22 protein-coding genes, 1 tRNA gene and 1 pseudogene are annotated in these 25800 nt (G+C 30.7%); 14 read left to right on the top strand and 10 right to left on the bottom strand.

Annotated features, from left to right (window positions below):
• Positions 1-42: 42 nt before the first annotated feature.
• A complete protein-coding gene (gene lpxA, locus NLG42_RS02250) occupies positions 43-816 on the top strand; it encodes an acyl-ACP--UDP-N-acetylglucosamine O-acyltransferase (protein ID WP_099720342.1) in 774 nt (257 codons plus the stop codon).
• 102 nt (positions 817-918) lie between these two features.
• On the opposite strand, the gene NLG42_RS02245 is transcribed toward lpxA, so the two are convergent.
• The 3 genes from NLG42_RS02245 to NLG42_RS02235 are packed head-to-tail and all read right to left on the bottom strand — an operon-like array spanning position 919 to position 6485.
• A complete protein-coding gene (locus NLG42_RS02245) occupies positions 919-3342 on the bottom strand; it encodes an ABC transporter permease (RefSeq protein WP_257682890.1) in 2424 nt (807 codons plus the stop codon).
• A gap of 1 nt (position 3343) precedes the next feature.
• The gene (locus tag NLG42_RS02240) at positions 3344-5767 is read right to left on the bottom strand and encodes an ABC transporter permease (protein WP_257682889.1); all 2424 of its coding nucleotides are present in this window, start codon (positions 5765-5767) and stop codon (positions 3344-3346) included.
• 4 nt (positions 5768-5771) lie between these two features.
• Positions 5772-6485 (bottom strand): ABC transporter ATP-binding protein, encoded by a 714-nt coding sequence (locus tag NLG42_RS02235; RefSeq protein ID WP_257682888.1) that lies wholly within the window; start codon positions 6483-6485, stop codon positions 5772-5774.
• A gap of 278 nt (positions 6486-6763) precedes the next feature.
• Between NLG42_RS02235 and NLG42_RS02230 the strand changes: the two genes are divergently transcribed.
• From NLG42_RS02230 to NLG42_RS02200, 7 genes and pseudogenes are all read left to right on the top strand, one after another.
• A complete protein-coding gene (locus NLG42_RS02230; protein WP_089056944.1) occupies positions 6764-8113 on the top strand; it encodes a sigma-54-dependent transcriptional regulator in 1350 nt (449 codons plus the stop codon).
• A 1-nt stretch (position 8114) separates the two neighbouring features.
• Complete coding sequence (locus tag NLG42_RS02225; protein ID WP_257682887.1) at positions 8115-9446, top strand: sensor histidine kinase; 1332 nt, start codon at positions 8115-8117, stop codon at positions 9444-9446.
• A gap of 137 nt (positions 9447-9583) precedes the next feature.
• A pseudogene (locus NLG42_RS02220) lies at positions 9584-10177 on the top strand (YdeI/OmpD-associated family protein).
• Positions 10178-10216: 39 nt separating this feature from the next.
• Positions 10217-10780 (top strand): DUF4256 domain-containing protein, encoded by a 564-nt coding sequence (locus tag NLG42_RS02215; protein WP_089056947.1) that lies wholly within the window; start codon positions 10217-10219, stop codon positions 10778-10780.
• A gap of 64 nt (positions 10781-10844) precedes the next feature.
• A complete protein-coding gene (locus NLG42_RS02210) occupies positions 10845-12221 on the top strand; it encodes a hypothetical protein (RefSeq protein WP_257682886.1) in 1377 nt (458 codons plus the stop codon).
• A 250-nt stretch (positions 12222-12471) separates the two neighbouring features.
• Complete coding sequence (locus tag NLG42_RS02205) at positions 12472-13611, top strand: helix-turn-helix domain-containing protein (protein ID WP_257682885.1); 1140 nt, start codon at positions 12472-12474, stop codon at positions 13609-13611.
• A gap of 133 nt (positions 13612-13744) precedes the next feature.
• Positions 13745-14830, top strand: a complete 1086-nt coding sequence (locus NLG42_RS02200) for a serine hydrolase domain-containing protein (protein ID WP_257682884.1) — start codon at positions 13745-13747, stop codon at positions 14828-14830.
• A gap of 163 nt (positions 14831-14993) precedes the next feature.
• Here NLG42_RS02200 and NLG42_RS02195 read toward each other — a convergent pair whose 3' ends face one another.
• Both NLG42_RS02195 and NLG42_RS02190 read right to left on the bottom strand, forming a co-directional pair.
• The gene (locus tag NLG42_RS02195) at positions 14994-15425 is read right to left on the bottom strand and encodes a hypothetical protein (protein WP_257682883.1); all 432 of its coding nucleotides are present in this window, start codon (positions 15423-15425) and stop codon (positions 14994-14996) included.
• Positions 15426-15517: 92 nt separating this feature from the next.
• Positions 15518-15700 carry a hypothetical protein gene (locus NLG42_RS02190; protein WP_257682882.1) on the bottom strand — a complete coding sequence of 61 codons (183 nt, stop codon included), beginning with the start codon at positions 15698-15700 and terminating at the stop codon, positions 15518-15520.
• Between the two features lie 356 nt (positions 15701-16056).
• Between NLG42_RS02190 and NLG42_RS02185 the strand changes: the two genes are divergently transcribed.
• Positions 16057-16197, top strand: a complete 141-nt coding sequence (locus tag NLG42_RS02185) for a hypothetical protein (protein ID WP_257682881.1) — start codon at positions 16057-16059, stop codon at positions 16195-16197.
• 107 nt (positions 16198-16304) lie between these two features.
• Here NLG42_RS02185 and lepB read toward each other — a convergent pair whose 3' ends face one another.
• Positions 16305-17912, bottom strand: coding sequence for a signal peptidase I (gene lepB, locus NLG42_RS02180; RefSeq protein ID WP_257682880.1), 1608 nt, complete (start codon positions 17910-17912; stop codon positions 16305-16307).
• 532 nt (positions 17913-18444) lie between these two features.
• Here lepB and NLG42_RS02175 point away from each other — a divergent pair.
• The gene (locus tag NLG42_RS02175) at positions 18445-19914 is read left to right on the top strand and encodes a serine hydrolase domain-containing protein (RefSeq protein ID WP_257682879.1); all 1470 of its coding nucleotides are present in this window, start codon (positions 18445-18447) and stop codon (positions 19912-19914) included.
• A 162-nt stretch (positions 19915-20076) separates the two neighbouring features.
• Entirely contained in the window at positions 20077-20862 is a 786-nt protein-coding gene (locus NLG42_RS02170; RefSeq protein ID WP_257682878.1) for a TlpA family protein disulfide reductase, read from the top strand.
• Between the two features lie 118 nt (positions 20863-20980).
• Here the strand turns inward: NLG42_RS02170 and NLG42_RS02165 are convergent, their stop codons facing one another.
• A complete protein-coding gene (locus tag NLG42_RS02165; protein WP_099720351.1) occupies positions 20981-21544 on the bottom strand; it encodes an adenylate kinase family protein in 564 nt (187 codons plus the stop codon).
• Positions 21545-21845: 301 nt separating this feature from the next.
• On the opposite strand from NLG42_RS02165, the gene NLG42_RS02160 reads away from it, so the two are divergent.
• Complete coding sequence (locus tag NLG42_RS02160) at positions 21846-22205, top strand: MerR family transcriptional regulator (RefSeq protein WP_257682877.1); 360 nt, start codon at positions 21846-21848, stop codon at positions 22203-22205.
• Between the two features lie 79 nt (positions 22206-22284).
• Here the strand turns inward: NLG42_RS02160 and NLG42_RS02155 are convergent, their stop codons facing one another.
• The 3 genes from NLG42_RS02155 to NLG42_RS02145 all read right to left on the bottom strand — a co-directional run bounded on the left by NLG42_RS02155 (position 22285) and on the right by NLG42_RS02145 (position 24517).
• Complete coding sequence (locus NLG42_RS02155; protein ID WP_257682876.1) at positions 22285-22701, bottom strand: helix-turn-helix domain-containing protein; 417 nt, start codon at positions 22699-22701, stop codon at positions 22285-22287.
• Positions 22702-23034: 333 nt separating this feature from the next.
• Positions 23035-23112: transfer RNA gene (locus NLG42_RS02150), tRNA-Val, on the bottom strand.
• Positions 23113-23290: 178 nt separating this feature from the next.
• Positions 23291-24517: a bifunctional folylpolyglutamate synthase/dihydrofolate synthase gene (locus NLG42_RS02145; protein ID WP_257682875.1), complete on the bottom strand. Its 1227-nt coding sequence runs from the start codon at positions 24515-24517 to the stop codon at positions 23291-23293.
• Between the two features lie 131 nt (positions 24518-24648).
• Here NLG42_RS02145 and NLG42_RS02140 point away from each other — a divergent pair, with 131 nt between their 5' ends.
• Positions 24649-25341, top strand: coding sequence for a MotA/TolQ/ExbB proton channel family protein (locus NLG42_RS02140; protein ID WP_089056960.1), 693 nt, complete (start codon positions 24649-24651; stop codon positions 25339-25341).
• Between the two features lie 3 nt (positions 25342-25344).
• Complete coding sequence (locus NLG42_RS02135; RefSeq protein WP_089056961.1) at positions 25345-25740, top strand: ExbD/TolR family protein; 396 nt, start codon at positions 25345-25347, stop codon at positions 25738-25740.
• Positions 25741-25800 lie beyond the last annotated feature (60 nt).

Below are 25800 nucleotides of genomic sequence, written 5' to 3'. Positions count from 1 at the left end.
TTCTTTTTTTCAATATTTGTGCTCTTATTAAATTAGTAAATATTGAAAAATAGTGTTGTTGGTAATTCTGCTGTTATTGGAAACAATGTTCGTATTGGTAATTTTTCTACGATTGAAAACGATGTTGTAATTGGAGATAATACTTGGATAGGAAATAATGTTACTTTGTTAAACGGTGCTAGAATTGGAGAAAATTGCGAAATACATTCTGGAGCTGTAATAGCTGGAAATCCGCAGGACTTAAAGTTTAAAGGTGAATATTCATTGCTTGAAATTGGAAATGAAACAATTATTCGCGAGTTTGTAACGATAAATAAAGGAACGGCTTCTAAAGGGAGAACTAAAATAGGAGATCATAATTTGGTTATGGCAAATGCTCATATTGGTCATGATTGTTTAATTGGCAATAATTGTGTTATCGGGTTCAATGTGGGAATAGCTGGAGAAGTAACTGTTGGAGATTGGGTTAATATTAGTGGTTTTTCTGCAATACATCAATTTTCAAATATTGGAGATCATAGCATGATTTCAGGAATGAGCAGAGTTGTAAAGGATATTCCGCCTTATATTACAGTTGCACATGAACCTTTAAGTTATGTTGGTTTGAACAGCATTGGCTTGAAAAGAAGAAAATTTGATGTAGAGAAAATCAATGAATTAAAGGAAATTTATAGAATTATTTTTCAAGAAAAAAGGAATACAAGTTTGGCTTTGGCATTAATTGAAAGTCAATTTGAAGAAAGTACAGAGCGAAATTCGATTCTCGATTTTATAAAACAATCAAAAAGAGGAATTGTAAAAGGCTCTTCATATTAAAGTCTAAACTGTTATAACTAGAAAGACTCCTTAATTTCTTAAGGAGCCTTTCGCGACTAATTATAAACAATTTAATTTAAAAATGTTTTTGTTATATTCCTGTTATTCGTATTTTAAATATTTCAGAATATCTGTTTTTGTTGCTGCATAGGCTTTAGATAATACAATTATTAGGGTTAGAATTAATAAAATTATGAATCCGAAAATGAAAGGAAATAGTGAAACATCTATTCTAAAGGCGAAATTCTGCAACCATTTATTTAATAAATAATAAACAGGAAATAAAGCAATTAAAAATCCTACGATGCAATATAGAATGTATTGTTTTGATAGTTCTTTTATTAATACATTCGTTTCTGCGCCTAGAGTTTTTCGTATTGCAATCTCTTTCATTCGTCTTTGTATTGAGTAAGAAGCCAAAGAAAATAGTCCGAACAGAGCAATAAGAATTACAATTATGTTTAATAGTGAAAAAAGATTTTTCTGTTTTACGTATGCTTCATAAGTTCTCGCATATTGTTTGTCTACAAAATCATATTTAAAAGGAAATTCTTTATCAACATTTGCAGTCCAAAATTTCTCAATGTCGGCAATAGTGTTTTCTATATTTTTTGATTTTAACTTTACATAAACGGCATTCATATTTTCAGCAAGATGTAAGGTTTTCATATGAAAAAATGTCATTGGAGGAACTTGAACTTCTGGACTTAATAAATTGAAATCTTTTACAATTCCGATAATTTTTAAGTTTTGATTTCTAATCAGAATTTCTTCGCCAATCGGATTTTTCATGTTCATTAACTTGGCAGCAGTTTCATTGATCAGGATTGAATTTATGGTATCTGAAGCAAGTTTTTTATCAAGTCCTCTACCTTTTGCCATTTTAGTTTTTAACATTTCAAGCATTCCAAAATCTACTCCGATGTGTTTTGCTTTAAAAAGCTCATCGTGATATAAAAGCGGCGCTAAAGTGTTGTCTGAACCATCAAAGGATACAAGTCCGGTTGACACGTTTTCAACTCCTTGAATTTTACTTATCTCTTGCTTTATTGTATTATATTTTGTGAAAATGGTTTGACCAATATTTTCTCCTTCATAATAAGAAGGCGGAAGATTTAAGTCAATAGCAATCAATTGATCTCCTTTAAAACCAAGATCTCTATCGTTAAGGTATTCTACTTGTTGATAGACAATGTTTGAACCAATAATAAAGAAAGCTGCAATAGCAAATTGAAAAATCAGCATTCCGTTACGTAACCAAACGCCGTTTTTGCTTCTTGAAAAATTACCTTTCAAGACTTTTAGTGTTTCGAAATTAGAAACATAAATGGCTGGAAATATTCCTGCAGCTAAAATAGTAATGCCAAAAATTAGAATCAATTGTAAATAAAACTGACCTCCAATAATCATTAAATTCTTGTTTAAAAAATTGTTGTAATACGGTAAAGTCAATTCTACAATTACTAACGCCAATAAAATTGAGAACAAACTAATCAGGATCGTTTCAAATATAAATTGGAATATAATATTAGTTTTCGATGCGCCAACAATTTTACGAATACCTACTTCTTTAGCGCGTTTTATTGCATTGGCTGTAGCCAAATTTATATAGTTGACTATAGATAAAACGAGAATCAAAATTGATAATCCTAACATAATCAGAAGGAACTGATAGTTGCCTCGACCTTCAGGATAGCCATCTGTGACAGATTGTAATCTGGCTTTTGAAAGCGGTTCCATGAAAACACTAAAATGTCCTATCTTTTTTTCCATTTCTTCAGGAGTAAAACCGGCTTGTTTACCTTCCTTCACAATTACTTCCTCGTAATATGTTCTTTCGAGCATCTTTCTTGTTTGCTCTGCTTTTGATGGATCTTTAAGTTTTAAAAGTATTTTTAAAGCAAATAAACTTCGACTGTTATCTGGATTTACCAGATCTTTCATTTGATTTACAACAACATTTGGCGCAATTGATGAATTACCAGGAATCTGATATACTGCACGAACTACGAACAAATTATCTAAACAATTTATTTGTTTGCCAATTGGGTTTTCGTTGCCAAAAACACGTTTTGCAAGATCTTCGGAAATGGCAATACTTGTTCCGTCTTTTATTGCATCGCTGCCATTTCCTTGAATAATTTTAAAAGGAAACAGCGAAAAGAAATCACTTTCGACATTGACTATTTTATCAACGAATTCTTTTTTCCCTTTATAAATTATTTTACTCTTTTGATACCAGCTGTCTGCAAAAACAACCTTCTCGACATTTGGATCTTTTTCTAAATACGGTTTAAATCGCACAGGATGATCAGTTCCAACAGGTGTATCAGTTAATTGAACTAATACTTGATAAACTGAATCTTTTTCAGGATTCCAAGCATTGTAGCTCTGTTCGTCATTCCAATAAAGTAATGCAAAAATTAATCCCGCAATTCCGATTGATAACCCTAAGATATTTAAAGCTGAAAACAGCTTGTTATTTTTGAAGTGATAGATAAATATGTTAATCCAATTTTTTAGCATGTTATTCGTATTTTAAATATTGTAAAACATCAACTTTTGTAGCTTGATAAGCTCGAGAAATAACTACTGCGAGAGTAAGCAGTAATAAAATAGTAAAACCAATTAAAAAGGGAGAAATGGAAATAGAAACTCTATAAGCAAAATTCTCTAACCATTTGTTCAATAAATAATAAGCAGGGAATAAAGCGATCATAAATCCTATAATGCTGAAAAGAATATATTGCTTACAAAGCTCTTTTAATAAAACATTAGTTTCGGCACCAAGAGTTTTTCGAATTGCGATTTCTTTCATGCGTCTTTCGATGGAGTAAGAAGCCAGCGCAAATAAACCAATAAGAGCAATTATAATAACAATCACGTTCAGTAATGAAAAAAGATTCTTTTGTTTAACATAACCACTATACGATCTTTTGTATTCTTTATCTACAAAATCATATATAAAAGGATATTCTGTGTCAACTTTCTTTAACCATAAACTTTCTATATCAGCAATAGTCTGCTGCATAGTTTTGGGATCTGCTGTTATATAAATATTGTTCAAAAGACCGTTAAACCACGATACACTTTTAAAATGAAATATAGACATTGGTGGAATAGCTTCGCCGGGATGTCCAATATTAAAATCTTTTACAACTCCTACGATAATTGCGTCCTGTCCATTCCAGTTTATTTTTTTTCCTATAGGATCTTTTTCGTTTAATAGTTTTAAAGCGGTTTCATTAATTAACATTGAATTAATGGTGTCCTGAGAATATGCAGGATTTAAATAGCGCCCTTTAACTATTTTTATTTTCATCATTTCAAGAAGTCCAAAATCTATAGGAATATTACTCCCATCTATATTTATGTCTTTGTAATGATATGAAATTACAGATTTTGCACCTCTTCCCATAACAAAGCCGCCGCCTGCAACTTGCTTTACGCCTTTTACGCGAAGCAATTGGTTTTTGATACTGTTATATCTGCTAAATTGATTTTTATCTGTGATTTTTTCGCCATAGATGTTTCGATAAGATATATTAAGAACCTGGTTTCCGTTAAAACCTAGGTCTTTTGAATTCATATAATCAATTTGTTGATATACAATATAAGACCCGATGATAAAAAAAGCTGCTACGGCAAATTGAAATATCAACATTCCGTTACGAAGCCAGACACCACTTTTACTCCGAATAAAATTTCCTCTTAAGACTTTTAAAACTTCGAAATTCGAAACATAAATTGCAGGAAATATTCCAGCTATAATTACAGTCGCAATAAAAATAACTGCTAACTGAAGATAGAATTGTCCGCCTTGTAATACGAGATTTTTTTCTAAGAAAGTATTATAATATGGGATTGAAAGTTCGACAATTACAAGAGATATCAAAATTGAAAACAATAAAATTATTGCCGTTTCAAAAATAAACTGTTGTATTATATTCGCTTTAGAAGCTCCAATAACTTTTCGTACGCCAATTTCCTTAGCTCTTTTCACAGCATTTGCAGTAGCAGAATTTACATAATTGACAATAGATAATATCAAGATTAAAATTGATAAACCTACAAAGATTAATAAAAGCTGATAATTTCCATTGGTTTCTATAAGACCGCCAGTTTTGGTATGCAAACGAATAGAGGCCAAAGATTCTAAATGAGGCTTTACTTCTCCATATTTTTTAATAAACTCTTTTGGAGCCATACCTTGAAATTTGGCTTGAGGTACGGTCATATTATCATAGTACGTTTTAGACAGACTTTTGATAACTAAATCGGTATTATTTGGATTTTTTAGTTTTAATAAAAGGATAAACTGAAAATTTCCCCATTGCTGGATAGTATTTTTTACTCGTACATCCATAAAATTAACTACACAAGAAGGATTAAAAATCGACTTTTTGTCTAGTTTGTAAACTCCTCGAACAACCAAAACCTGATTCTGAAGAACTACTTTTTTGCCAAATGCACTTTTATTTCCAAAAAGCTGCGCTGCCAAATCTTCAGATAAACAAATACTATTCGTATCTGGTAAACCTGTTTTTGGATTTCCCTCGGTAAATTGATAGGGGAAATAGTCAAAAAAGTTTTTTTGAGCAATAAGAATTTTGTCAGACTGTATTTTTTTATCGTCAAAATGAATAATCTCATTATCATAATTTCCGTTTACATAACAATAAGATTCGACTTCAGGACTTATGTTTTTTATTGTAGATCCAATTGGAGCTGAACTTGAAGCCCAATATGTAGTAGGATCCATCTGATTTGCGACTAAAAAGATATTGTCTTTATTTGGATTCCATTGGTCGTAACTCTGTTCGTCGTTCCAATACAAAATCGCAAATATCAATCCTGCAATTCCAATACTCAAACCCAAAACATTCAAACCCGTAAAGAGCTTGTTGTTCTTGATGTGATATATAAATATGTTAATCCAGTTTTTCAGCATGATTTTAGTTGCTTAAGTTTGCAGCAAAAACATCAACATTTTTATTATTTATTTTTTCTGAAAGTATGATTCCGTCTTTCATTAAAATTGTTTTTTGCGAAAAAGAAGCATCGTAATCAGAATGCGTTACCATTAAAATTGTTGAGCCGCTTGCATGAAGATCTGTTAGCAATTCCATCACCTCATTTCCGTTTTTACTGTCTAGATTTCCAGTTGGCTCGTCCGCAAGAATAATTTTAGGATCGTTAATCAAAGCTCTTGCTACGGCAACACGCTGCTGTTGACCACCTGAAAGTTGCTGCGGAAAATGTTTCAAACGGTGTGCAATACCAAGAATATTTGCAATTTCGGTTACCTTATTTTTTCTTTCAGATGCTGGAACGTTGTTGTAAATCAATGGCAATTCAATATTATCATAAACAGATAACTCATCAATTAAATTGAAATTTTGAAAAATAAAACCAATGTTTTCTTTTCTTGCTTTCGATTTTACCTTTTCGTTTGTGCCAATCATTTCCTGATCCAACAACTTATAACTTCCGCCAGAAGCACTGTCCAATAATCCGATGATATTTAATAAAGTCGATTTTCCACTTCCAGAAGGTCCCATAATCGAAATAAAATCACCTTGATTAATTGTTAAGGAAATTTCGCTTAATGCTTTTGTTTCTACTTCTTCAGTTCTAAAAATTTTTGAAAGCTTTGTAATACTGATCATAATTGTTGTTTTAAAGATTGGTGTTTGATGGTTATTTTTAGTGCCGAAGTAAAAGAAACAGTTCTAAAATTAAGATGTTTACAATATAATTGATAAATGCCTATTTTTGTTACTTTTACCAGCAAAAAAGATTCTCATATTTGATGATTTAATACTCTAAATGTGATTTTCGTGCCAAAAATTTAAAATCTGTAACTGCTTTATTTTTACGTTTTTATTTTTTCAATGCAAACCTAACTGTCCAAAAATGGACAGCTTTCGTCCAAAACCGAACAAAAATGAAAAAAACAAACGCTTCAATATTAATCATCGACGATCAAGAAGACATTCTTTTTGCATCAAAAGTGTACTTAAAAAAGTACTTTGAAGAGATTTATACGCTTAATAATCCAAAAAATGTTGTCGAATTATTATCAGAAAAAAGCATTGATGTTGTTTTACTCGACATGAATTACAGAATTGGTTTTGAAGACGGAAGGGAGGGTTTGTATCTTTTGAAAGAAATAAAAACACTTTCTCCAAAAACGGTTGTGATTTTAATGACGGCTTTTGGTAAAGTAGAAACAGCAGTTGAAGGATTAAAATCGGGAGCTTTTGATTATATTTTAAAGCCTTGGGAAAATAAAAAACTATTAGAATCAGTAAAACAGGCCGTTGATAAATCGAGAAAGGATCAGAAAAAACAAAAAACGGTCGAAATCGAAAATGACTTTTTTATTGGAACTTCAGAGATTATAAAAAAGGCTTATTTATTGGCTGATAAAGTAGCAAAAACAGATGCGAATGTTTTAATTCTTGGTGAAAACGGAACTGGGAAGTTTGTTCTTGCGCATCATATTTACAGTAAATCTGAAAGAAAAAACAATCCTTTTATTGCTGTTGATTTAGGTTCGTTGAACTCAAATATTTTTGAAAGTGAATTGTTTGGTTATGCAAAAGGTGCTTTTACAGATGCAAAAATCGATACGCCGGGACGTTTTGAGATGGCGCAAAACGGAACTATTTTTTTAGATGAAATAGGAAATGTGCCTTTGCATCTGCAATCAAAATTATTACAGGTTATTCAAACTAAAACCGTAACAAGATTAGGCGAAACAAAAGCCAGACCATTAAATGTCAGGATTATTACGGCAACTAATTTAAATTTAAAATTAGAAGCTGCCGACAAAAATTTCAGGGAAGATTTGTATTATCGAATCAATACTATGGAAATTGTTCTGCCTCCGTTAAGAGAGCGAAACGAAGATAAAATTCCTTTGGCTGAATATCTCTTAGAAAAAATGGCTTTAAAGTATGAAAGAGATGAAATTACTTTTGATAAAAAAGTTTTGGAACAAATTGAAAAACATGCTTGGAATGGGAATATTCGTGAAATGGAAAATAAAATTGAACGCGCAGTAATTCTCTGCGAAAACAATCGCATTTCTGTCTCCGATTTAGATTTGGAAATTATAACGCCTTATGACGAAAATCCAGATGATATTCAGCTTTCTTCAGTAGAAAAAACGGCTATAGAAAAGGCGCTTTTTAAAAACGGCAATAATATTAGTAAAACTGCCGATGAATTGGGATTGTCAAGAGGTTCGTTGTATCGACGTTTAGAGAAGTATAATATCAATATTGGTTAATATGTTTAAAGCTTTTCAAACTTATAAATTGCTGTTTTTCCGATTGATTTTAATTGTGATTGGAATCGAGTTTTCTATTTATTTTTTTAAAACAGGATTATTGTTCACTGGTGTTTTTGGACTTTTTGTTGTTTTCTTGATAGTTCGTGAAATGTATTTTTATGTCCGAAATTTTGTTTTGCTGTACGACAAAACCATTTCTTCGATTTTGCAAAATGATTTCACATCAGATTTTACCAAACATAAAACGGACAAAAGATATGCAGAGCTGTTTCTGTTGTATGATACGATGAAGAATAGACAAAACGAGCAAGTTTCAAAAGATATTATTTATCGTTCGATTTTAAATAATATTGAAACAGGAATCGTTATTCTGCAAAAACAAGAAAAGGACTGGAACGTTTTTTTAATGAACGATTATTTTTCTTCCTATTTCAATGTTCCAAAAGTTTCAAGATGGAAATATCTTAAAAACCAACTTCCAACTTTATGTGAAATCATTGAAAAGGATGATTTTCAGGAAATAAAAACATCAATAGAAATTCGAGTAAACGAGCAAAATCAGCAGACGTTTGTTTTACAGGCTTCGCGAACTGAGATTTTTGAACGTGATTATTGTATTGTCTTGCTCGATTCGATTCAGAATGTTGTTGAGAAAAAAGAAAAGGAAGCATGGGTGAATTTAATGAAAGTGATTTCGCATGAACTTTTAAATTCGATAACACCAATTCGATCTATTTGCCAAAACTTACAAGATTTAGTCGATCAAGATTCACTGTCAGCAGAAGATTTAGAAGATGTAAAAAATAGTGTTGAAACTATGCTGAGACGAAGCGATCATTTGCAAAAATTTGTCGAAGGTTATCGAAAACTCGCAATGCTGCCTTCTCCTAATAAAGAAAAAATAGAGTTGAGGCATTTAATCGACAATTGTATTCAAATTATGAATCCGTTATTTGTCGAGCAGCAAATAAATGTTGTAAATGCAATTTCGTTTAAATACTGGATTAATATTGATGCGCATCAAATGGAACAAGTATTAATCAATTTGCTGACAAATTCGATTCATGCTTTAAAAAACAGCAGCGAAAAACAAATTGTGATTTCGGCTGAAGCCAAAGAAAATAGAACTTTTATTAGGATAAGTGATACTGGAACTGGAGTAGAAAAGGAAATTGAGAACAAAATATTCCTGCCATTTTTTACAACAAGAAATGAAGGTGCAGGAATTGGTCTAACATTGTCTAAAAATATTGTTGAAGCGCACGGAGGCTATATTGCAAATAAGAATGAAAATGGGAAAACTGTTTTCGAGATTTGTTTGATTGAATAATATTTCATTAAAATATAATAGTCTATTCATTTATTATGCTTTTAAAAATTATTGAGCAGCATATTTCTTAAGTAGGATTTTTTCTAAATTAGCAAAAGTATATAGTTTAAAAAGGGACTAACGTAAAGTAAAATTTCATGACAAAAGGCAACGAGAATCCTAAAGTTGATTTTTATTTTGATAAAGTTGAAAAGTGGCAAAAGGAATTGGAGCAACTCAGAGAAATTGCGCTCGATTGTCAGCTTACCGAAGAATTAAAATGGGGAACTCCTTGTTATACTTTAGGAAAAAGCAATATTGTTTTGATTCATGAGTTTAAAGAATATTGCGCTTTTTTGTTTTTTAAAGGTGCTTTATTAAAAGATACTGACGGTATTTTAATTCAACAATCTGAGAATGTTCAGGCCGCACGTCAAATTAGATTTACTAATCTTAAAGAAATAATCGATCAAAAGACAATTCTGAAAACATACATTTATCAAGCAATAGAAATCGAAAAAGCGGGTTTGAAAGTCGAATTGAAAGAGACAACAGATTTTGAGGTTTCTGCAGAATTTTAAGCAAAATTAGATGAAATGCCTAATTTAAAAGAAGCGTTTCAAGCCTTAACGCCGGGAAGACAAAGGGCTTATTTACTGCATTTTTCGCAGCCAAAACAATCTAAAACCAGAGAGTCAAGAGTCGAAAAAAATATTCCTCAGATTTTAGAAGGAAAAGGATTGAAAGATTAATTTGTTTAATGGAAAGTTCAAAACAAAAAATACAAGATCATGAATACTAATAAAAAATTATCGGCTGAAGGAACTGAAGAACTGCTTCGGGTTTTGGAAACTCGTTTTCTGAAAAATTTGAATAGACACAAAGGAATTGATTGGAGTAAAGTGGAGGCAAAACTAAAAGCAAATCCAGAGAAATTATGGTCGCTTGATGAAATGGAAAGGACAGAAGGCGAACCAGATGTTGTAGGTTACGATTCGAAAACAGGAGAATATATTTTTTATGATTGCTCACCAGAAAGTCCAAAAGGGCGTCGAAGTATTTGTTATGATCATGAAGCGCTTGAAAAACGAAAAGAACACAAACCTAAAGATAGTGCCATAAACATGGCAGAAGAAATGGGAATTCAGATTTTGAACGAATCAGAATATCGAGAGCTTCAGAAACTGGGCAAGTTTGATGCTAAAACTTCAAGTTGGATCGAAACGCCTGCTGATATTAGAAAACTTGGCGGTGCTGTTTTTTCAGATTTTCGTTATAACACCGTTTTTGTATATCATAATGGTGCAGATTCGTATTATGCCGCCAGAGGATTTCGCGGTTCGTTAAGGGTTTAAAGAAATAAAATTTGATTCATAATTTCAATAAATTATATAATTAGCATAAATCATAATAGAGTGTATGAAAAATAAATTTTCGCTTTTCTTTTTACTTTTGACAACTTTGGCATTTGGACAAAAGGCAGTTTTTAAAATTAAATATTCAGAACAATTGGCTGTTTTTGTTTTTTTGCAAAATCTTGCAGAGAATTCTCCTGAGAATGTTTTCAAGACAGAATTTCAAAAATCAAAATATTATACGGAGAAATATAAAAGTATAGCTTCAAAATTTGACCTTTTAAATATTTACTATAGTTTTCCATTTGATGATTATCCTTACGGCTTAAAAAAGTCGATGCAAACGGAAGATATAGTGAAAAAGAACTTGATTGAAACTGATAATTTAAAAGATTTCAAAATACGATCAATCGGTTTTATTCCTAATAAACAGCTGAATGATTTAGCAGCAAGTATTTTAGAATTTACACCTATTTACAACGAACTGATTTATAATCCAAACAAAGAGAAATTCGAAAAGCAGCTTGTAGAGATCACAAAATACGCTAAGGAACATGACATGGAAAAGTATTTTCAAACGGGACTCACGTTTTATAATTCCAGCTGGGATACTTCAATTCCATTCGAAATAGCTTTTTATCCGCTGCCTAATTCTAAAGGATTTACTGCGCAGGCTTTTTGCAATAACTTTATTAGTGCCGTGCAGACCGATTTAGATTCATACAAAGATTTGTTTAGTGTTATGCTGCATGAAACCTATCATATCATTTATGACGAACAATCGCTTGAAGTAAAAAAAGATATAGATTCTTACTTTAAACAAAATAAATCAAAGTGCAGTAATTATGCTTATCAGCTGATGAATGAAGTTTTGGCAACAGCATTAGGAAATGGATATGTTTATGAACAATTAGACGGAAAAATTGATGCTGGAGATTGGTATAATAGAAAATATATTAGTCTTATGGCAAAACAAATTTATCCAATGATTACTGAATATATTAATCGGAAGAAACCAATTGACAAGAGTTTTATAGATAATTACATCAATCTGTATGAGAAAAATTATCCGAATTGGATAAACGACCTTGATAATATCATGGCTTATAGATATGTTATTTCTGAAAATGAAGAAGATGTAAGTGCGATAAGAAGAATGTTTCGTTATCGTTCAAGAACCGAATATGATTCGGAATTAACAGAAGCAAGTATTGACAAAATGCAAAAAACACCACTTACCAAGGTTATAATTATTTCAAAAAACAGTGCAGAAAAGTTAAAGTTGGTACAAAGAAAATTTGCAGAGTTGAAAAAATATAAATTTAATCCAGAGAAGGAGTTTATAGATATGATTTTCTTAAATGATAAAAGTCAATTGATAATAGTGAATCAGAAAAAATCTACACTTGAAACTCTTTTTAAATCATTAAAACAAGAATAGAAAGTATAAAATTCAATATTTCAGGGTTTTACTTTTGCGCTTGACTTTAAGAAAAAGGCAATATTAGAACAGTAAGAAATTATTTCTATTTCAAGAAAAAGGAAATAATAAAAAGTGAAAATATTTCATATATTCGCTTTGAAAAAGAACATGCTTACTGCTGAAATACAGTTAGAAAATGTACTAATGTTTGGAGGCTGATATAAATAAGCAGGTTAATTATAAACAATAATACCACTAAAAAACAAAAATGGATAAGATTAATTTATTAATTGTTGCAACCATAATTACTTTGTTCATTTCATTATTGCTAATATTTTTTCTGCTCACAGTTAAAACAAAAGACAAAACAAGTAATATTCTTTTTGCTGTTTTTCTATTAATAAATGCAATCGATTCAAGTGAGCCTTTGTTCGGATTAATGTTCGACAGACCTTCAAATTTAGGAATATTCAGATCTACAATTGCTTTTCTTCAAATCCCGGTTTTTTACTTATATGTATTATCAGTTTCTTATTCTGATTTTAAATTTAAGCCCAAATATCTTCTGCATGCAATTCCGTTTTTAATTGTAAATGCTGTTTTGGTACCGCGCTTCTATGCTGTAGATGATGCTGCAAAAATGGATTTTATAATAAATCGTCAAAGTATGATCGAATTGCAGTTTATTCATGTTTTAATTCATGTTCAGATCATTGTTTATTTTGCGGCCATTTTTATGTTATTAAAAAGAGCCAAAAAACTGTATCTCGAAAATAATGCAGGTACTCATATTAATTCCTATAATTGGTTATTTCAGTTTGCGACACTTCTTTCAATCTTGTATGTAGTTGCTATTGTAAAAAATATTTTCAAGTTTTCAGAATATCCAGATATCTCCGAATGGATAAAAGCTGGAATTATGGTAATGCAGCCTTTTATTATTTGCTGGTATTTATTTAAGGCTTTAAATAATCCGGATTTATTCAGGAATATTGATTCAAAATTAAAACTGGTAAAAGACATTGTTTCTGAAGAAAAAATCAATACACCCACAGCTGTAACTGAAAAAGTATACAGTGAAGAGTTATTGAAACTGCAGCAATATATGAATGAAGAAAAGCCGTTTCTTAATCCTTCTTTGACAATACAAGATGTTTCAAATGATACTCAAATTCCGGTACGAGATTTATCGCTTTTAATCAATCATAAATTAGAACAGCATTTTTATGATTTTATTAATGCCTATCGTATCGAGAATGCAAAGAATATTTTAAAAGATGTTGCAAAAAGTAAAGTGACAATTTTAGAAATTCTGTACGAAGTAGGTTTTAATTCAAAATCTTCTTTCAATACTGCTTTTAAAAAGCATACCGGTTTTACTCCTACTGATTTCCGCAAGGCGTTGTAATTCATGGTTTTGTAATTATTCGTACGCGTTTTTTTAAACAAATGCGTACGAGTAGTTTTATTCGGTCGCGTATCATAAGTTTCTTTCGCAAGTTTGTATCGAAATAAATTTATAACCATAAAAATACGATACGATGAAAACTTCAGTAAAATTTTTAGCAGCACTTTTATTAGTAACTAACTTTTCTTTTGGACAAGGAATTTCTCAAAGAATAGATTCGATAATAAAAGATAGTCATCAAAAAAATCCCAATGTAGGCATTAGTGTAGGCTTTGTTCTAAACAATGAAGAATATTATACCGCATACGGGAATTTGAACGCAGAGAGTCAAACTAAAATTGACAAGAACTCTATATTTGAAATAGCATCAATTACTAAAATTTTAACTTCAAATTTAATAGCACAAGCCGCTATTGAGAAAAAGTTGAAATTGGAAGATTATATAGACAGCTATCTTCCAAAAGAATATGTACTGCAAAGCAATCTTAAAAACAAAATTAGAATTTCAGATTTAGCTTCTCATCAATCAGGTTTGCCAGATATCGATTTTGGAAAACTAATGGAGTTAAATCCACAACAGCCTGTGAGTAGTGTAACTAAAGAATCATTGGTTGCAATGGTCAATAACTGTTCTGAATTAAAAGATTATGGTAAATACCGTTATTCTACAATTGGGTTTACTTTACTTGGACAAATATTAGAGAAAGTATATAATAAAAGTTATGATGAGATTATCACAAGCAAAATGATAAAACCTTTAAAAATGACCAATACTTTAACTAAGGATTTTAATGTAAAAAACCGTACAGTTGCTCACAATCCTGAAGGAGGAATTCAAGAGTTTTTTAATTGGAATGTTACTGCACCAGCAGGATTAGTTAAATCGAATGCTTCTGATATGGTTACATATTTAAAAGCAGTTTTAAACAAAGACAATAAAGTAGGTAAGGCAGCTGTGATTACTGAAAAAATATTTTATAAAGATGAAAAGAGAGAATTAGGATTGGGGTTAAATATTATGACAGATGATAAAAACACAATTTATATGAAATCGGGAGACTCAATGGGACAATCTTCAATAATATGTTATGACAGAGCTAAAAATTGGGGAATCATAATACTATTAGATTATAGAAACTCAAAAATGAGACAAACACTTCTGAACTCAATTTATGACACAATCTTGAAAGATATGAAACCTGATAATGCAAATTTGTAACAGACATAATCTTTAAAATACAATGCAAAGATGCTGTCCGAAAATTATTTCGGACAGCATCTATTATTTATACAGAAAACGAAAAAAAACGGGTGAAATCAGTTCCTGAGTTAACTTGCTAGACAGGTTGAAGAAAAAAACTGTTCAAATTGAACAGCTTAAGTTATTTAAGGTTGAATGTTTTAATAATACTATCCATTTCTCTTTGACCTTTTACATTACCATTAATACTATCCATTTCTCTTTTTAAATTAAACCAAGTAGGATCAGTAGCTCTAGTTGTATAATTCCACATGAGATTCATGTCATGCATATATTTAAATTTAACATAAATCAGTCCTTTTTTTATGATATATTCTTGACTAGATCGGTCTAAAACAAATTTTATATTTTTGTAATACTTTGGCGAAACTTCATTTGGCTTGGCAATTTTATAAAGATCATTATCAAAAAATATTAATTGGCGGGTATATTCTTTTGGAATTACTGGTCTGAGTTCGACATATCTGTTTTCCCAATAATAATAAGCTGAAAATAGAACCACTATAATTGTTAATACTATATAAATATTGTTTTTATTTGAAAATATTTTCATTCATAGTACTGTAAATAGTTAAGTAAATATCTATAAATATATGCTTTTAAACTTCCTAGAGTAAGAAAATGTTTTCTTATTAGCCTAAATTTTCAGTTTGTTTTTTTTAACGAAACTAGATCCTGATAATTACTTTCAGTAAACCTGTGTATTAGATTTTTGCCAGTCTTTCTGCTTCTGCGTGTATCATAAGCAATTCTCATTGCTTCAGCAGCCTTAACACTAGGCTTACCTAAATCATCTAGCACTTTTATAATTTTTTCAGTTGCATCCATGTCTGCTATATTATTAGCATTTACCGCAAATTTAATTTTAGCATTAAGTTTCCTTTCTACAAAAGGTTTTATGTTTTGATAAACCTGTATTCAAATTATCTTTTTCTTTATCGGATGTATTTATAAATAAATAGGAAAGTAGAATAAATTATATTTTCCTTTCTTGGTTCTCTCTTTTTGTTTTAGAATAAATCAAACAATTTTATCTGTTGTGTAAATAATATTGAGGTTCGCTGCTCCCGCACGAATCCTTTCGTGTTGTGATAGGCTGAAAGTGGCTTATAGATTAGAAATACATAGTAACACAAAGGGAAAGTAGGACCAAAGTTTATTGTATTTACGGTTTTAAATGCAACATGGCACACGAAAGGATTCGTACGGCAGCGTGGGGAATCATAATACTATTAGATTATAGAAACTCAAAAATGAGACAAACACTTCTGAATTCAATTTATGATACAATCTTGAAAGATATGAAACCTAATCAAGGTGTTTAATAATAATTGCTTGCATTGTCATTGGTTTTAACCATCAGGAATATAAAGTGAAAATAAAAGCTCCAAAACTGTAAGATTTTGGAGCTTTTTGAGAATATATAATGTGGTTATATTTTCTTCTTTTTCTTTAGTATTTTATTTGTGGCAGTACAAATAACTATTAGTATTACAAAATGTACTAAATAAGACTTAGGTTCTCCTTTTCCGTTAACTACAGAAAAAACGCGGTTCCATCTTACTTTGTTAATGCCTTTGCCGTCTTTATTCCAGCTAAACCAAATAAATACTGGTTTTCCTATTATGTGATCATAAGGAACATATCCCCAAAATCTTGCATCTAAAGAATTCTGACGATTATCTCCCATCATCCAGTAATAGTCTTGTTTAAAAGTGTAAGTGGTGCTTAATTTTTGATTTATTATAATTTTGCTACCATGAACTTTTAGGTTATTGTGTTCATATTCTTCTATAATTCTCTTATAAAATGGAAGTGACTTTATATCCAGTTTAATGGTTTCTCCTTTTTTAGGAATATAAATTGGTCCAAAATTGTCAATATTCCAACCCAAAGAAGAAATATGAGGAAAAACATCTTCATTTTGTCCTTTTGGAGTTAAATGTTTTTTAACGCTTTTTACAACTGGATTGTAAGCGATTAATGCAGCTTCTTCATCTGTTAATGTCAAAAAGTATTGTCCTTTATCTGTAAGAGCAAAATTTCCATTATCATACTTTAAGCCTTCTTTTGCACCATAAGTATGTACAAGAGCATCTTGACTAATAGCTTGGCCTTGCGTATCGATAAGGAAATTATATTGCGCTTTTGCACTTGGAGGTAATTTAGATATTTTACCATCAATATAAATATCTCCATCTCGAATCTCCAGAGTATCGCCTGGCATGCCAACGCATCGTTTTACTAAATTTGTTTTTTTATCAATTGGTTTGTAATAATTTCGATCGGGATGAAAATTATCCATATCGCGAAGTGTATCTGCAGGTTGGTTAAAAACTACAATTTCATTTCGTTTAATTTTTTCTATGGCAGGGAATCTAAAATAAGGTAATTGAAGTTTGTTTACCCAAGATGTTTCTTTTTTTGTAACATCATCATTAAATAAATATGATTTTAGACCAGTAAAAGGAATTGAGTCATGAACCATAGGTAATGCAACTGAAGTCATAGGAGTTCTTGCTCCGTAATTAAGCTTACTTACAAATAAAAAATCTCCAATTAATAGTGTTTTTTCTAATGACGAAGACGGAATCGTAAAAGGCTGTATAACATAAGTGTGAACGAGTGTTGCAATAATAACTGCAAATAAAAGAGAACTTACAGTATCTTCTGTTTTAGTTTTGGGCTGTAAATCTCTGTTTTCAATGTAAGTAAGTTTTTCAGATCTATAATTTAAAAAAGTGATGTAGAATCCAAACGTAAGTAAAACTAATACAGTATCTTGTTTAGAATTTTTGCCAAAACTTCGTATGGTTTCTATCCAAACTACCGGGATCATTAAAAGATTAATAATAGGAATAAAAAGCAGTAAAACCCACCAACGAGGCCGATTTATAATTTTCATTAAAACTACTAAGTTGTAAATTGGGATAAATGATTCTAGCGGCTTTCTTCCGGCTTTTTCGTAAAGTTTCCAAGTAGAAATTCCATGAATAATTAACATAACTAGAATAAAAATGAGCCATTCTGATAAATTCATATTTTGGAGTTTTATTAGTTGTTTGTTTATGAAGTTTTAATGCTGTTTCCGTTAGATCTACTTGAAAAAATTTGTTGTTATAATTAATTATAATATGATTGGCGTTTTGATATAGTATAAGTAGTCAATTATTTAATTTGTTACAGAGATAATGCAAAGCTGTTTTTTTAATTTTTTTGTAGTTCATCGAATGGTTTTTATGCGTTAATAAGAAAGTGGAATAAATCAGGAGAGAAAAACATAATCTATTCTTTTTGTTTTAGAATAAATCAAACAATTTTATCTGTTGTGTAAATAATATTGAGGTTCGAATTTTTAGAAACAGAGATTTTTTTTAGTCCGAATAAAAAAAAACGCCTATCAAGAATGTATTTGTTTGTTGTTTCAATGTGTTGTTTTTAAGGGGTTTGTGATTATTCGTACTTATTATTGGAGACAAATGCGTTCGAATAGTTTTATTCGGTCGCATAGGTTTAATTTCTCCCACATCTTTGTACCGAAATAAATTTCTAACCTTAAAATTTACGATACCATGAAAAACATTATTTATTTATTACTTCTTATAGTAACAGTCGCAAGTGCTCAAACAAATAAAAAAGCATCTGCAAAAAGTAAAGATTATAGCTTTCTAACAGACAGTTTAAATATTGATCCACAATTAGAAAAATATAAACTTGCGGGATTTAGTCTTGTTGTTTTCGAAAACTACAAGATCGTGTACTCGAACCAATTTGGTGTAAAATCAATAGACTCAAAAGAAAAAATAGATCAAAACACTGCTTTTTCTACGGCTTCAATTTCAAAACCAATTACAGCGCTTCTTTGTTTTATTCTTGAAGAAAAAGGATTGATTAAATTAGACGATCCAATCGATGGTTACTTAAAACGCTGGCATTTACCAAAAAGTAAGTTTATCGAAAACAATAGACCAACATGGAAACAATTTCTAAATCATACAGCTGGTACAAGTCAAAGCGGATTTGCAGATCACTATGAAGGTGATACAATTCCAACAATAAAAGAAAGTCTTTTAGGGAAAATTCCGAGATACGATAAAGAAATTGAATTTTTGTTTGCACCAGGAACAGATTGGGCATACAGCGGCGGCGGTTATGTAATTGTTCAAATGGCTTTAGAAGATACTTTTAAAAAATCTATAGGTGAACTTGCAAAAGAGTACATTTTTACGCCTCTTGGATTAAAAAACACTACAATGATACAGCCAAATGAAAAAGGCTTTCCAACTAATGTAGCTCTTGTACATGATGAAAATGAAAAAGTTATTAGAACAGGTCTGCCAATTACACCGCAAGTTGGAGCTTCAGGAATGTGGTCTACGCCAACTGATCTAGCCTTAATCGCTATTGAAATGCAAAATGCTTTGCGCAATAAAAATAATAAAGTGATTTCTTATGATGTTGCTCAAAAAGTAACAGAAGTAACTGCCTTGAAAGATGCTGTTGGCGGTTGGAGTTACGGATGGCAAAAGTCCTTTGGTTACAATAACTATGATTGGTTTATATGTAACGGTTCGAATACAGGAGTTGGTGGAAGTATTTTTGCAACGATGACAGATGGAAACGGCTTTACATTTTTAACCAATGGCGAAAAAAAGAATCGTTTTCCTGTGATGGGAAATACTCAAAAAACGATTTTAAAAGTGATGGGTTGGGAAAATAAGACCTCTAATGAGGAAATTCAGGAGATGCCTTCAAGTCTAAAAGAAAAACTAGTTGGGACTTACGATGATTTCCTTTATGCACAAGGTGTAGAAACAAAAATTGTAGAAAAAAATAATCGTCTTTATGTTGAATCTGTATTATTAGATCATTTTAAAGGAAAAAACGATAATGAGTTGGTATATCTTAAAAATGGATATTTTAAAATTATTGATTATCCTAATTTGCTAAAATTTGGTTTCAGCGATGGAAAAGTAAATTCTGTAACCTTAACAAGAGATAATCTTAATACTAAAGTTGAATTAACCAATAAAGGGAAATAGTTGTTTCGTAGTAATGTTTATCAGCTTGAATTTTAAATTATTACAAATAAAGATATTTCTTATATTAGCAAAAAGTATTTTTTTAACACATAGTCTTGAAGCTTCAGGACTATGTGTTTGCTGTTTATAAAAACAATAATCCTCTTAAATACCAATCAAAATATGAAAAAACTATTCTTCTTTGTTTTTATAATAATTGCTCAATCTTTTTACGGGCAGGATAAAGTGATAAAAAAGCCTGAATATGTATTGATAATCAACAACGAGATTGGTACAATGGCAGATGTTGAAAAATATGGTGCCGAAGGTTATGTTAAATCTATGGTTAAAGGAGTCTCTGAAAGCGAAAGAAATGAACTAGCCAAAAAGTTTGGAGATAAAATAGGAGATAAGGAGTTCGTAATTTTAATTGGGATTTTCAGTGAGCAAGAAAAAATTGAAAATGATAAAAAAATTGCCGCTCAGTCTGAAAAAAGCCAAAATCTTGTAAAAGATGACGAGTATATTTTAAAATTAAACGAAAAAGCAAAAGACTTTACTTTGAAATTGGTAGATGGTAAAGAAGTAAAACTCTCTGATTTAAAAGGCAAAGTGGTTCTTGTAAATTTCTGGGCTACTTGGTGCGCACCTTGTTTAATGGAGTTTTATGATGTACCATCGAAAATTCTTGAGCCCAATAAAAATAAAAATTTTGTGTTTTTAGCAGTTTCAAGAGGCGAAACTCAGGAAGTTGTTTCGAAAAAAGTTACTAAACTTAGAAAAGACGGAATGGACTTTAATTTCGGAATTGATCCAAATGAGAAAATATGGAATGAGTTTGGAAAAGGTTCAATCCCGAAAAACTTTTTATTAGATCAAGATGGAGTTTTAAGATTTATGTCAACAGGAAATACTCCGGAGAATTTAGATAACATTGCAGCCGAAATAAAAAAACTGCTGGCTAAATAGTTTTTTGATTCCTTTACACAAATTGAGTCTTTAGGAAAATGACAGCTATTAAAAAACTCCAAAAGCATTAGATTTTGGAGTTTTTTTTAAAGCGCTTATTGAATAAAAACTGATTATTTTATAAACTATCTTTAATTCGTTTTGTAATTTCTTCAATTGTACCCATTCCGTCAAAAGTTAAAACTTTAATTTTTGATTTCATATATTCAATTGCAGGTCTGGTTGAATTTTCAAAAACTTCAATTCTTTTAAGATGAATGCTCGCATCTTTATCATCTTTTCGATTAGAAGTTTCAGCTCTTTTTTTTGCTCTTTTTAAAAGTTCTTCTTTTGGAACATCAATATTAATTACTTTTCCAATTTTAAGATTTTTAGATTTAACAAGCTCTAGTAAATCATTTACTTGTGGTTCAGTTCTTGGATATCCATCTAAAATAATTCCATTGGCAGTTATATTTTCATCCAATATATTGCTAAAAAGGTCTTTCATTATAGTATCAGGAACCAAATCTCCTTTTTCTTCATATCGAGACATTATTTTGCCGATTTCCGTTTCATTTTGTTTTTCCAAACGGCATCTGTCGCCAGTTGAAATATGCTCAAATTTAAGTTCGTCTTTTAAAATTTCGCATTGTGTACCTTTTCCAGAATACGGAGGACCTGTTATTATTAATATTTCCATTTTATTTATAATGTTTTTAATTCTGTGCTATTCTTAAAAATTAGGAATGATTTTCTTCGTTCAAACAAAGAGTTACGAATTTACAAAACCTTAGCTGTTTTCACAGCATAAAAGAAACTCCATTAGAAATAAAGTTTTTTTTAATTCTGCCTGTGTTTTCTGTTTTTGAAATTATTTTACCTCTTGTTTTTTTTGTGTTTTATAAATTTAAAAAAGCAAAAACAATTAGTATATTTGTAACCGTAAAGTATAAACTATACTCTATGGTTTATTGTTTTTTTATTTAAAAAAAAATAAAGCTATGCTTATAAACGAATTATCAAAGAAAACGGGATTATCAATTCATACTATTAGATATTATGAAAATCTAGGAATGATCAAGGGATTGGCTAATGAAGAAGTGAAATCTAATAATTATAAGAATTATGATGATAATGTTGTTGAACGTTTAGAAATCATTATAGAAGCTAGAGAAGTTGGTTTTACCTTGGCAGAAATAAAAAAAATATTAACCACTTGGTTTGAAAGTACTGATTCGAAACCTGAAACACTTGAGCTTTTTCAGTCAAAAATAAAAGAGATAGATGATAAGATGAGGTATTTTAAACAGACTAAGAAGCTTCTTGAAAAAGTATGTGAGAAATTACAAAGTAATGATTGATCGTGAATATTGATTGTCTGATCTGAAAGCATAAAAAAACTCCATTATTTCTAATGGAGTTTTTTTATGCTTTAAAAGGCTATTTTTCTTTTACTAATTTTTCGAGATATTCAACTTTATCTTTTTCAGCTTGGATTAAGCGTTCATAAAGCTTTTCTTTTTCTTGATAAAGTTCTACAACTTTATCAAGTGGATTAAAGGTAGGCTGAACATTGATTCCGTTTATTGTTGAAGTATCATGACTATTAAATGTATTATTAATAATACTCAATATAGTTTCATCACTATAATTCTTAATGCCTTCAGTCGTAACGCCAAGCGCTTCTGCAACTTCAGCTAGTCTTGCGTCATCTATAGTTTCGCTGTTTTCCATGGCGGAAACCGTTTGCTGGTTAGTTCCCAAAGCTTGCGCCAATGCTTCCTGCTTCATGTCACGAAGTTCGCGAATACGGCTTATGTTTCTTCCGATGTGTTTTGGTCTTGATAGTGTGCTCATAATTCAAAGATAATAATTAAGTGAATAAACCAGAACTGTAAAAAACAGATTTTAAATGTATGTTACAGATTTTCTTGGGGAGCGGTAAACAAAAATACGATTTTTATGGTAAGTATTTTTGAATTCTGTTTCTCAGACTTAAATTTTAGATAAAGATTTGTCATCCTGAGGAACGAAGGATCACACTAGAAATTCCGTAAAGTATATCGCCAATATTTGTCGATATCTGAGTGTGATTTCTCCTTTCAGTCGAAATGACAATACTTTGCGTTTATTAAAAGTTATGAAGATAAATTATAAAAAAAAAACTCCTTAATTTCTTAAGGAGTTTCTTGGTGGGCGATGAGGGGTTCGAACCCCCGACCCCCTCGGTGTAAACGAGGTGCTCTGAACCAGCTGAGCTAATCGCCCTATTTTACTAGGTTGCTATCGTTTGTGATTGCGAGTGCAAATATACGCTAGTTTTCGAGTTCTGCAAAGGATTTTGAAGAAAAAATAAAACTTTTTTTAAAATATTTTATATCTGTCTGTTTATGAATTTGTTATTAAAATGATTTTTTTAAAGTTTTTTGTAGATCAAAAGTATATTTTAACCCAAAGGCAGTTCAGCAACAACAAATGTGCTTCCGCCTGCATAAATAAAGTCATTTTTTGCGGCTTTTTTCTTCGCGTATAAGAAAGCTTTTTCCACAGAATCATATTTATCTCCCAACAAATTATACTTTTTGGCAGATTCTTGGAGGATTTCAGTAGCTAAACCTCTTGATGAATCAGGTCTGCAGAAATAATATTGTGCATTTTGAGGGAAAAGCGGTAAAATAGAATCTAGGTCTTTATCATTTACAACGCCTAGAACAATATGTAATTTTTCAAAGGTTTCTTTCTGAATCTGGTTCATTACAACCGTTAGTCCATGTTTATTGTGTGCAGTGTCGCAAATAATCTTCGGATTCTCGCCAAGCTGCTGCCATCTTCCCAGTAATCCCGTATTTTTTACCACATTCAATAAACCAGATTTTACACTTTCTTCTGAAACTTTAAAGTCAGTAGTCTCATTTATAATTTTAATAGTCTGCTGTACCGTTTTTTTATTGTGAAACTGATAATCTCCAATTAAGTCAGATGGGAATACTTCGCTAATTAAATCAGACGCAAAATAAATAGGTGCCTTTTTTTCTTCGGCTTTAGCTAAAAAAACAGGCTGCGTTTCAATAGTATATTCGCCAATAACAACAGGAACATTTGGTTTTATAATACCTGCTTTTTCACCAGCAATTGCTTCGAGTGTATTTCCTAAAAACTGAGTGTGATCTAGTCCAATGTTTGTAATTACAGAAATTAATGGAGTAATAATATTAGTAGCATCGAGTCTTCCGCCAAGACCAACTTCAATAATAGCAATATCTACTTTTTCGGCTGCAAAATAGCCAAATGCTAAACCAACAGACATTTCGAAGAAACTCATATCATTTGCTTCAAAAAAGCTTTTATGTTTTTCGATAAACGTGCACACAAAATCTTCTGAAATTTCTTGACCGTTAATTTTAATACGTTCTCTAAAATCTTTTAAATGCGGCGAAGTGTACAAACCTACATTATATCCAGCTTCATGTAAAACCGAAGCAAGCATATGCGATGTTGACCCTTTTCCGTTTGTTCCAGCAACATGAATACACTTTAGCTGCGTTTCCGGATTACCAAGATGCGCCGCCAGTAATTTTATGTTTGTGAGATCTTCTTTGTATGCCGAAGCACCTTGAAGCTGATACATTGGTAATTGATTAAACATCCAGTTTGTAGTCTCTTGATAGTTCATTTTATTTGGATAAAATAGTTGGTAATTGAAATAATTTTCGTTTTTTTTAGTTTAATATTACAATGAAAATTATCTTTATTGCAAAATTGAAATATTTTTTAGAATTAATTATTAAAAACAAGAATTAAAATATGTTTAGCCTCATTCAATTACAAACAGATACCATTGCAAACGCATCTAACGTAGTTATCGAAAAAATTGCTCCAAATACCGAAATTTCTGTTTTAGGTTTTATCTTAAAAGGAGGTTTCTTCCTAATTCCAATCGCGCTTTTATTATTTTATACTATTTATATCATCTTTGAGCGTTATATGTATATCAGTAAAGCTTCAAAAATTGATAATCGATTAATGCAGGATGTTGGTGATAAATTGAATGCAGGAAATATCGAATTGGCTAGAACAATTGTAGAAAGAAGTAATACCGCTGCAGGAAACATTTTGAAAGAAGGAGTTCTGGTTATTGGAAGACCAATTGCCGAAATCGAATCAAATATGGATCGTGCTGCCGATATTGAAATTGGTGAAATGGAACGCCGTTTAGGTCATCTTGGACTTATTGCAGGTATTGCGCCAACACTTGGATTTATTGGAACAATTTCGGGAGTTATTAAAATTTTCTACAGTATCTCAGTAACAGAAAATATTAGTATTGGGAACATTTCTGGAGGTTTGTATGAAAAAATGATCAGCTCGGGATCAGGATTAATTGTTGGAATTATTGCGTATAGCGCTTATCATTTATTGAATGGAAAAATTGATGATTTTGCCTTAAAAATTCAAAAACAAATATTAGAATTTGTAAACATAATTCAAAGAGCATAAGGTATGTCTATTAAGAGAAAAAGAAGATTTCATGCTGAGGTCGCAACTTCATCGCTGAGTGATATTATGTTTTTCCTGTTGTTGTTTTTCTTAATTATTTCAACACTTGCAAACCCTAATGTTATCAAGATGACTTTGCCAAAAGCCAAGGCAAATGAAAAAACAAATAAACAATTAATAAGTTTATCCGTTACCGAAGATAAAAAATTCTACATCGACAAAGAACCAGTAGATTTTGAAAATCTAGAAACGAGTTTAATGACAAAAATTGGTGCTGATAAAGATCAAACAGTTGTCGTTAGAATTCCGTTTAATTTGCAGGTTCAAGATTTAGTTGATGTTTTGCAAATAGGAGTAAAGAACAATTTGAAGTTTGTAATTGCTACAAGTCCCAAGTAGAATAATCAATAGGGCGTGACCACAATAAAAAAATGGGCTAATCAGCAAAGCGTTGATAGG

The organism is Flavobacterium plurextorum (assembly GCF_024638035.1).
GTDB classification, from domain to species: Bacteria; Bacteroidota; Bacteroidia; order Flavobacteriales; family Flavobacteriaceae; genus Flavobacterium; species Flavobacterium plurextorum.
Note: the sequence above shows the minus strand (reverse complement) of the source record. Positions and strands in the feature narration are given on the sequence as shown.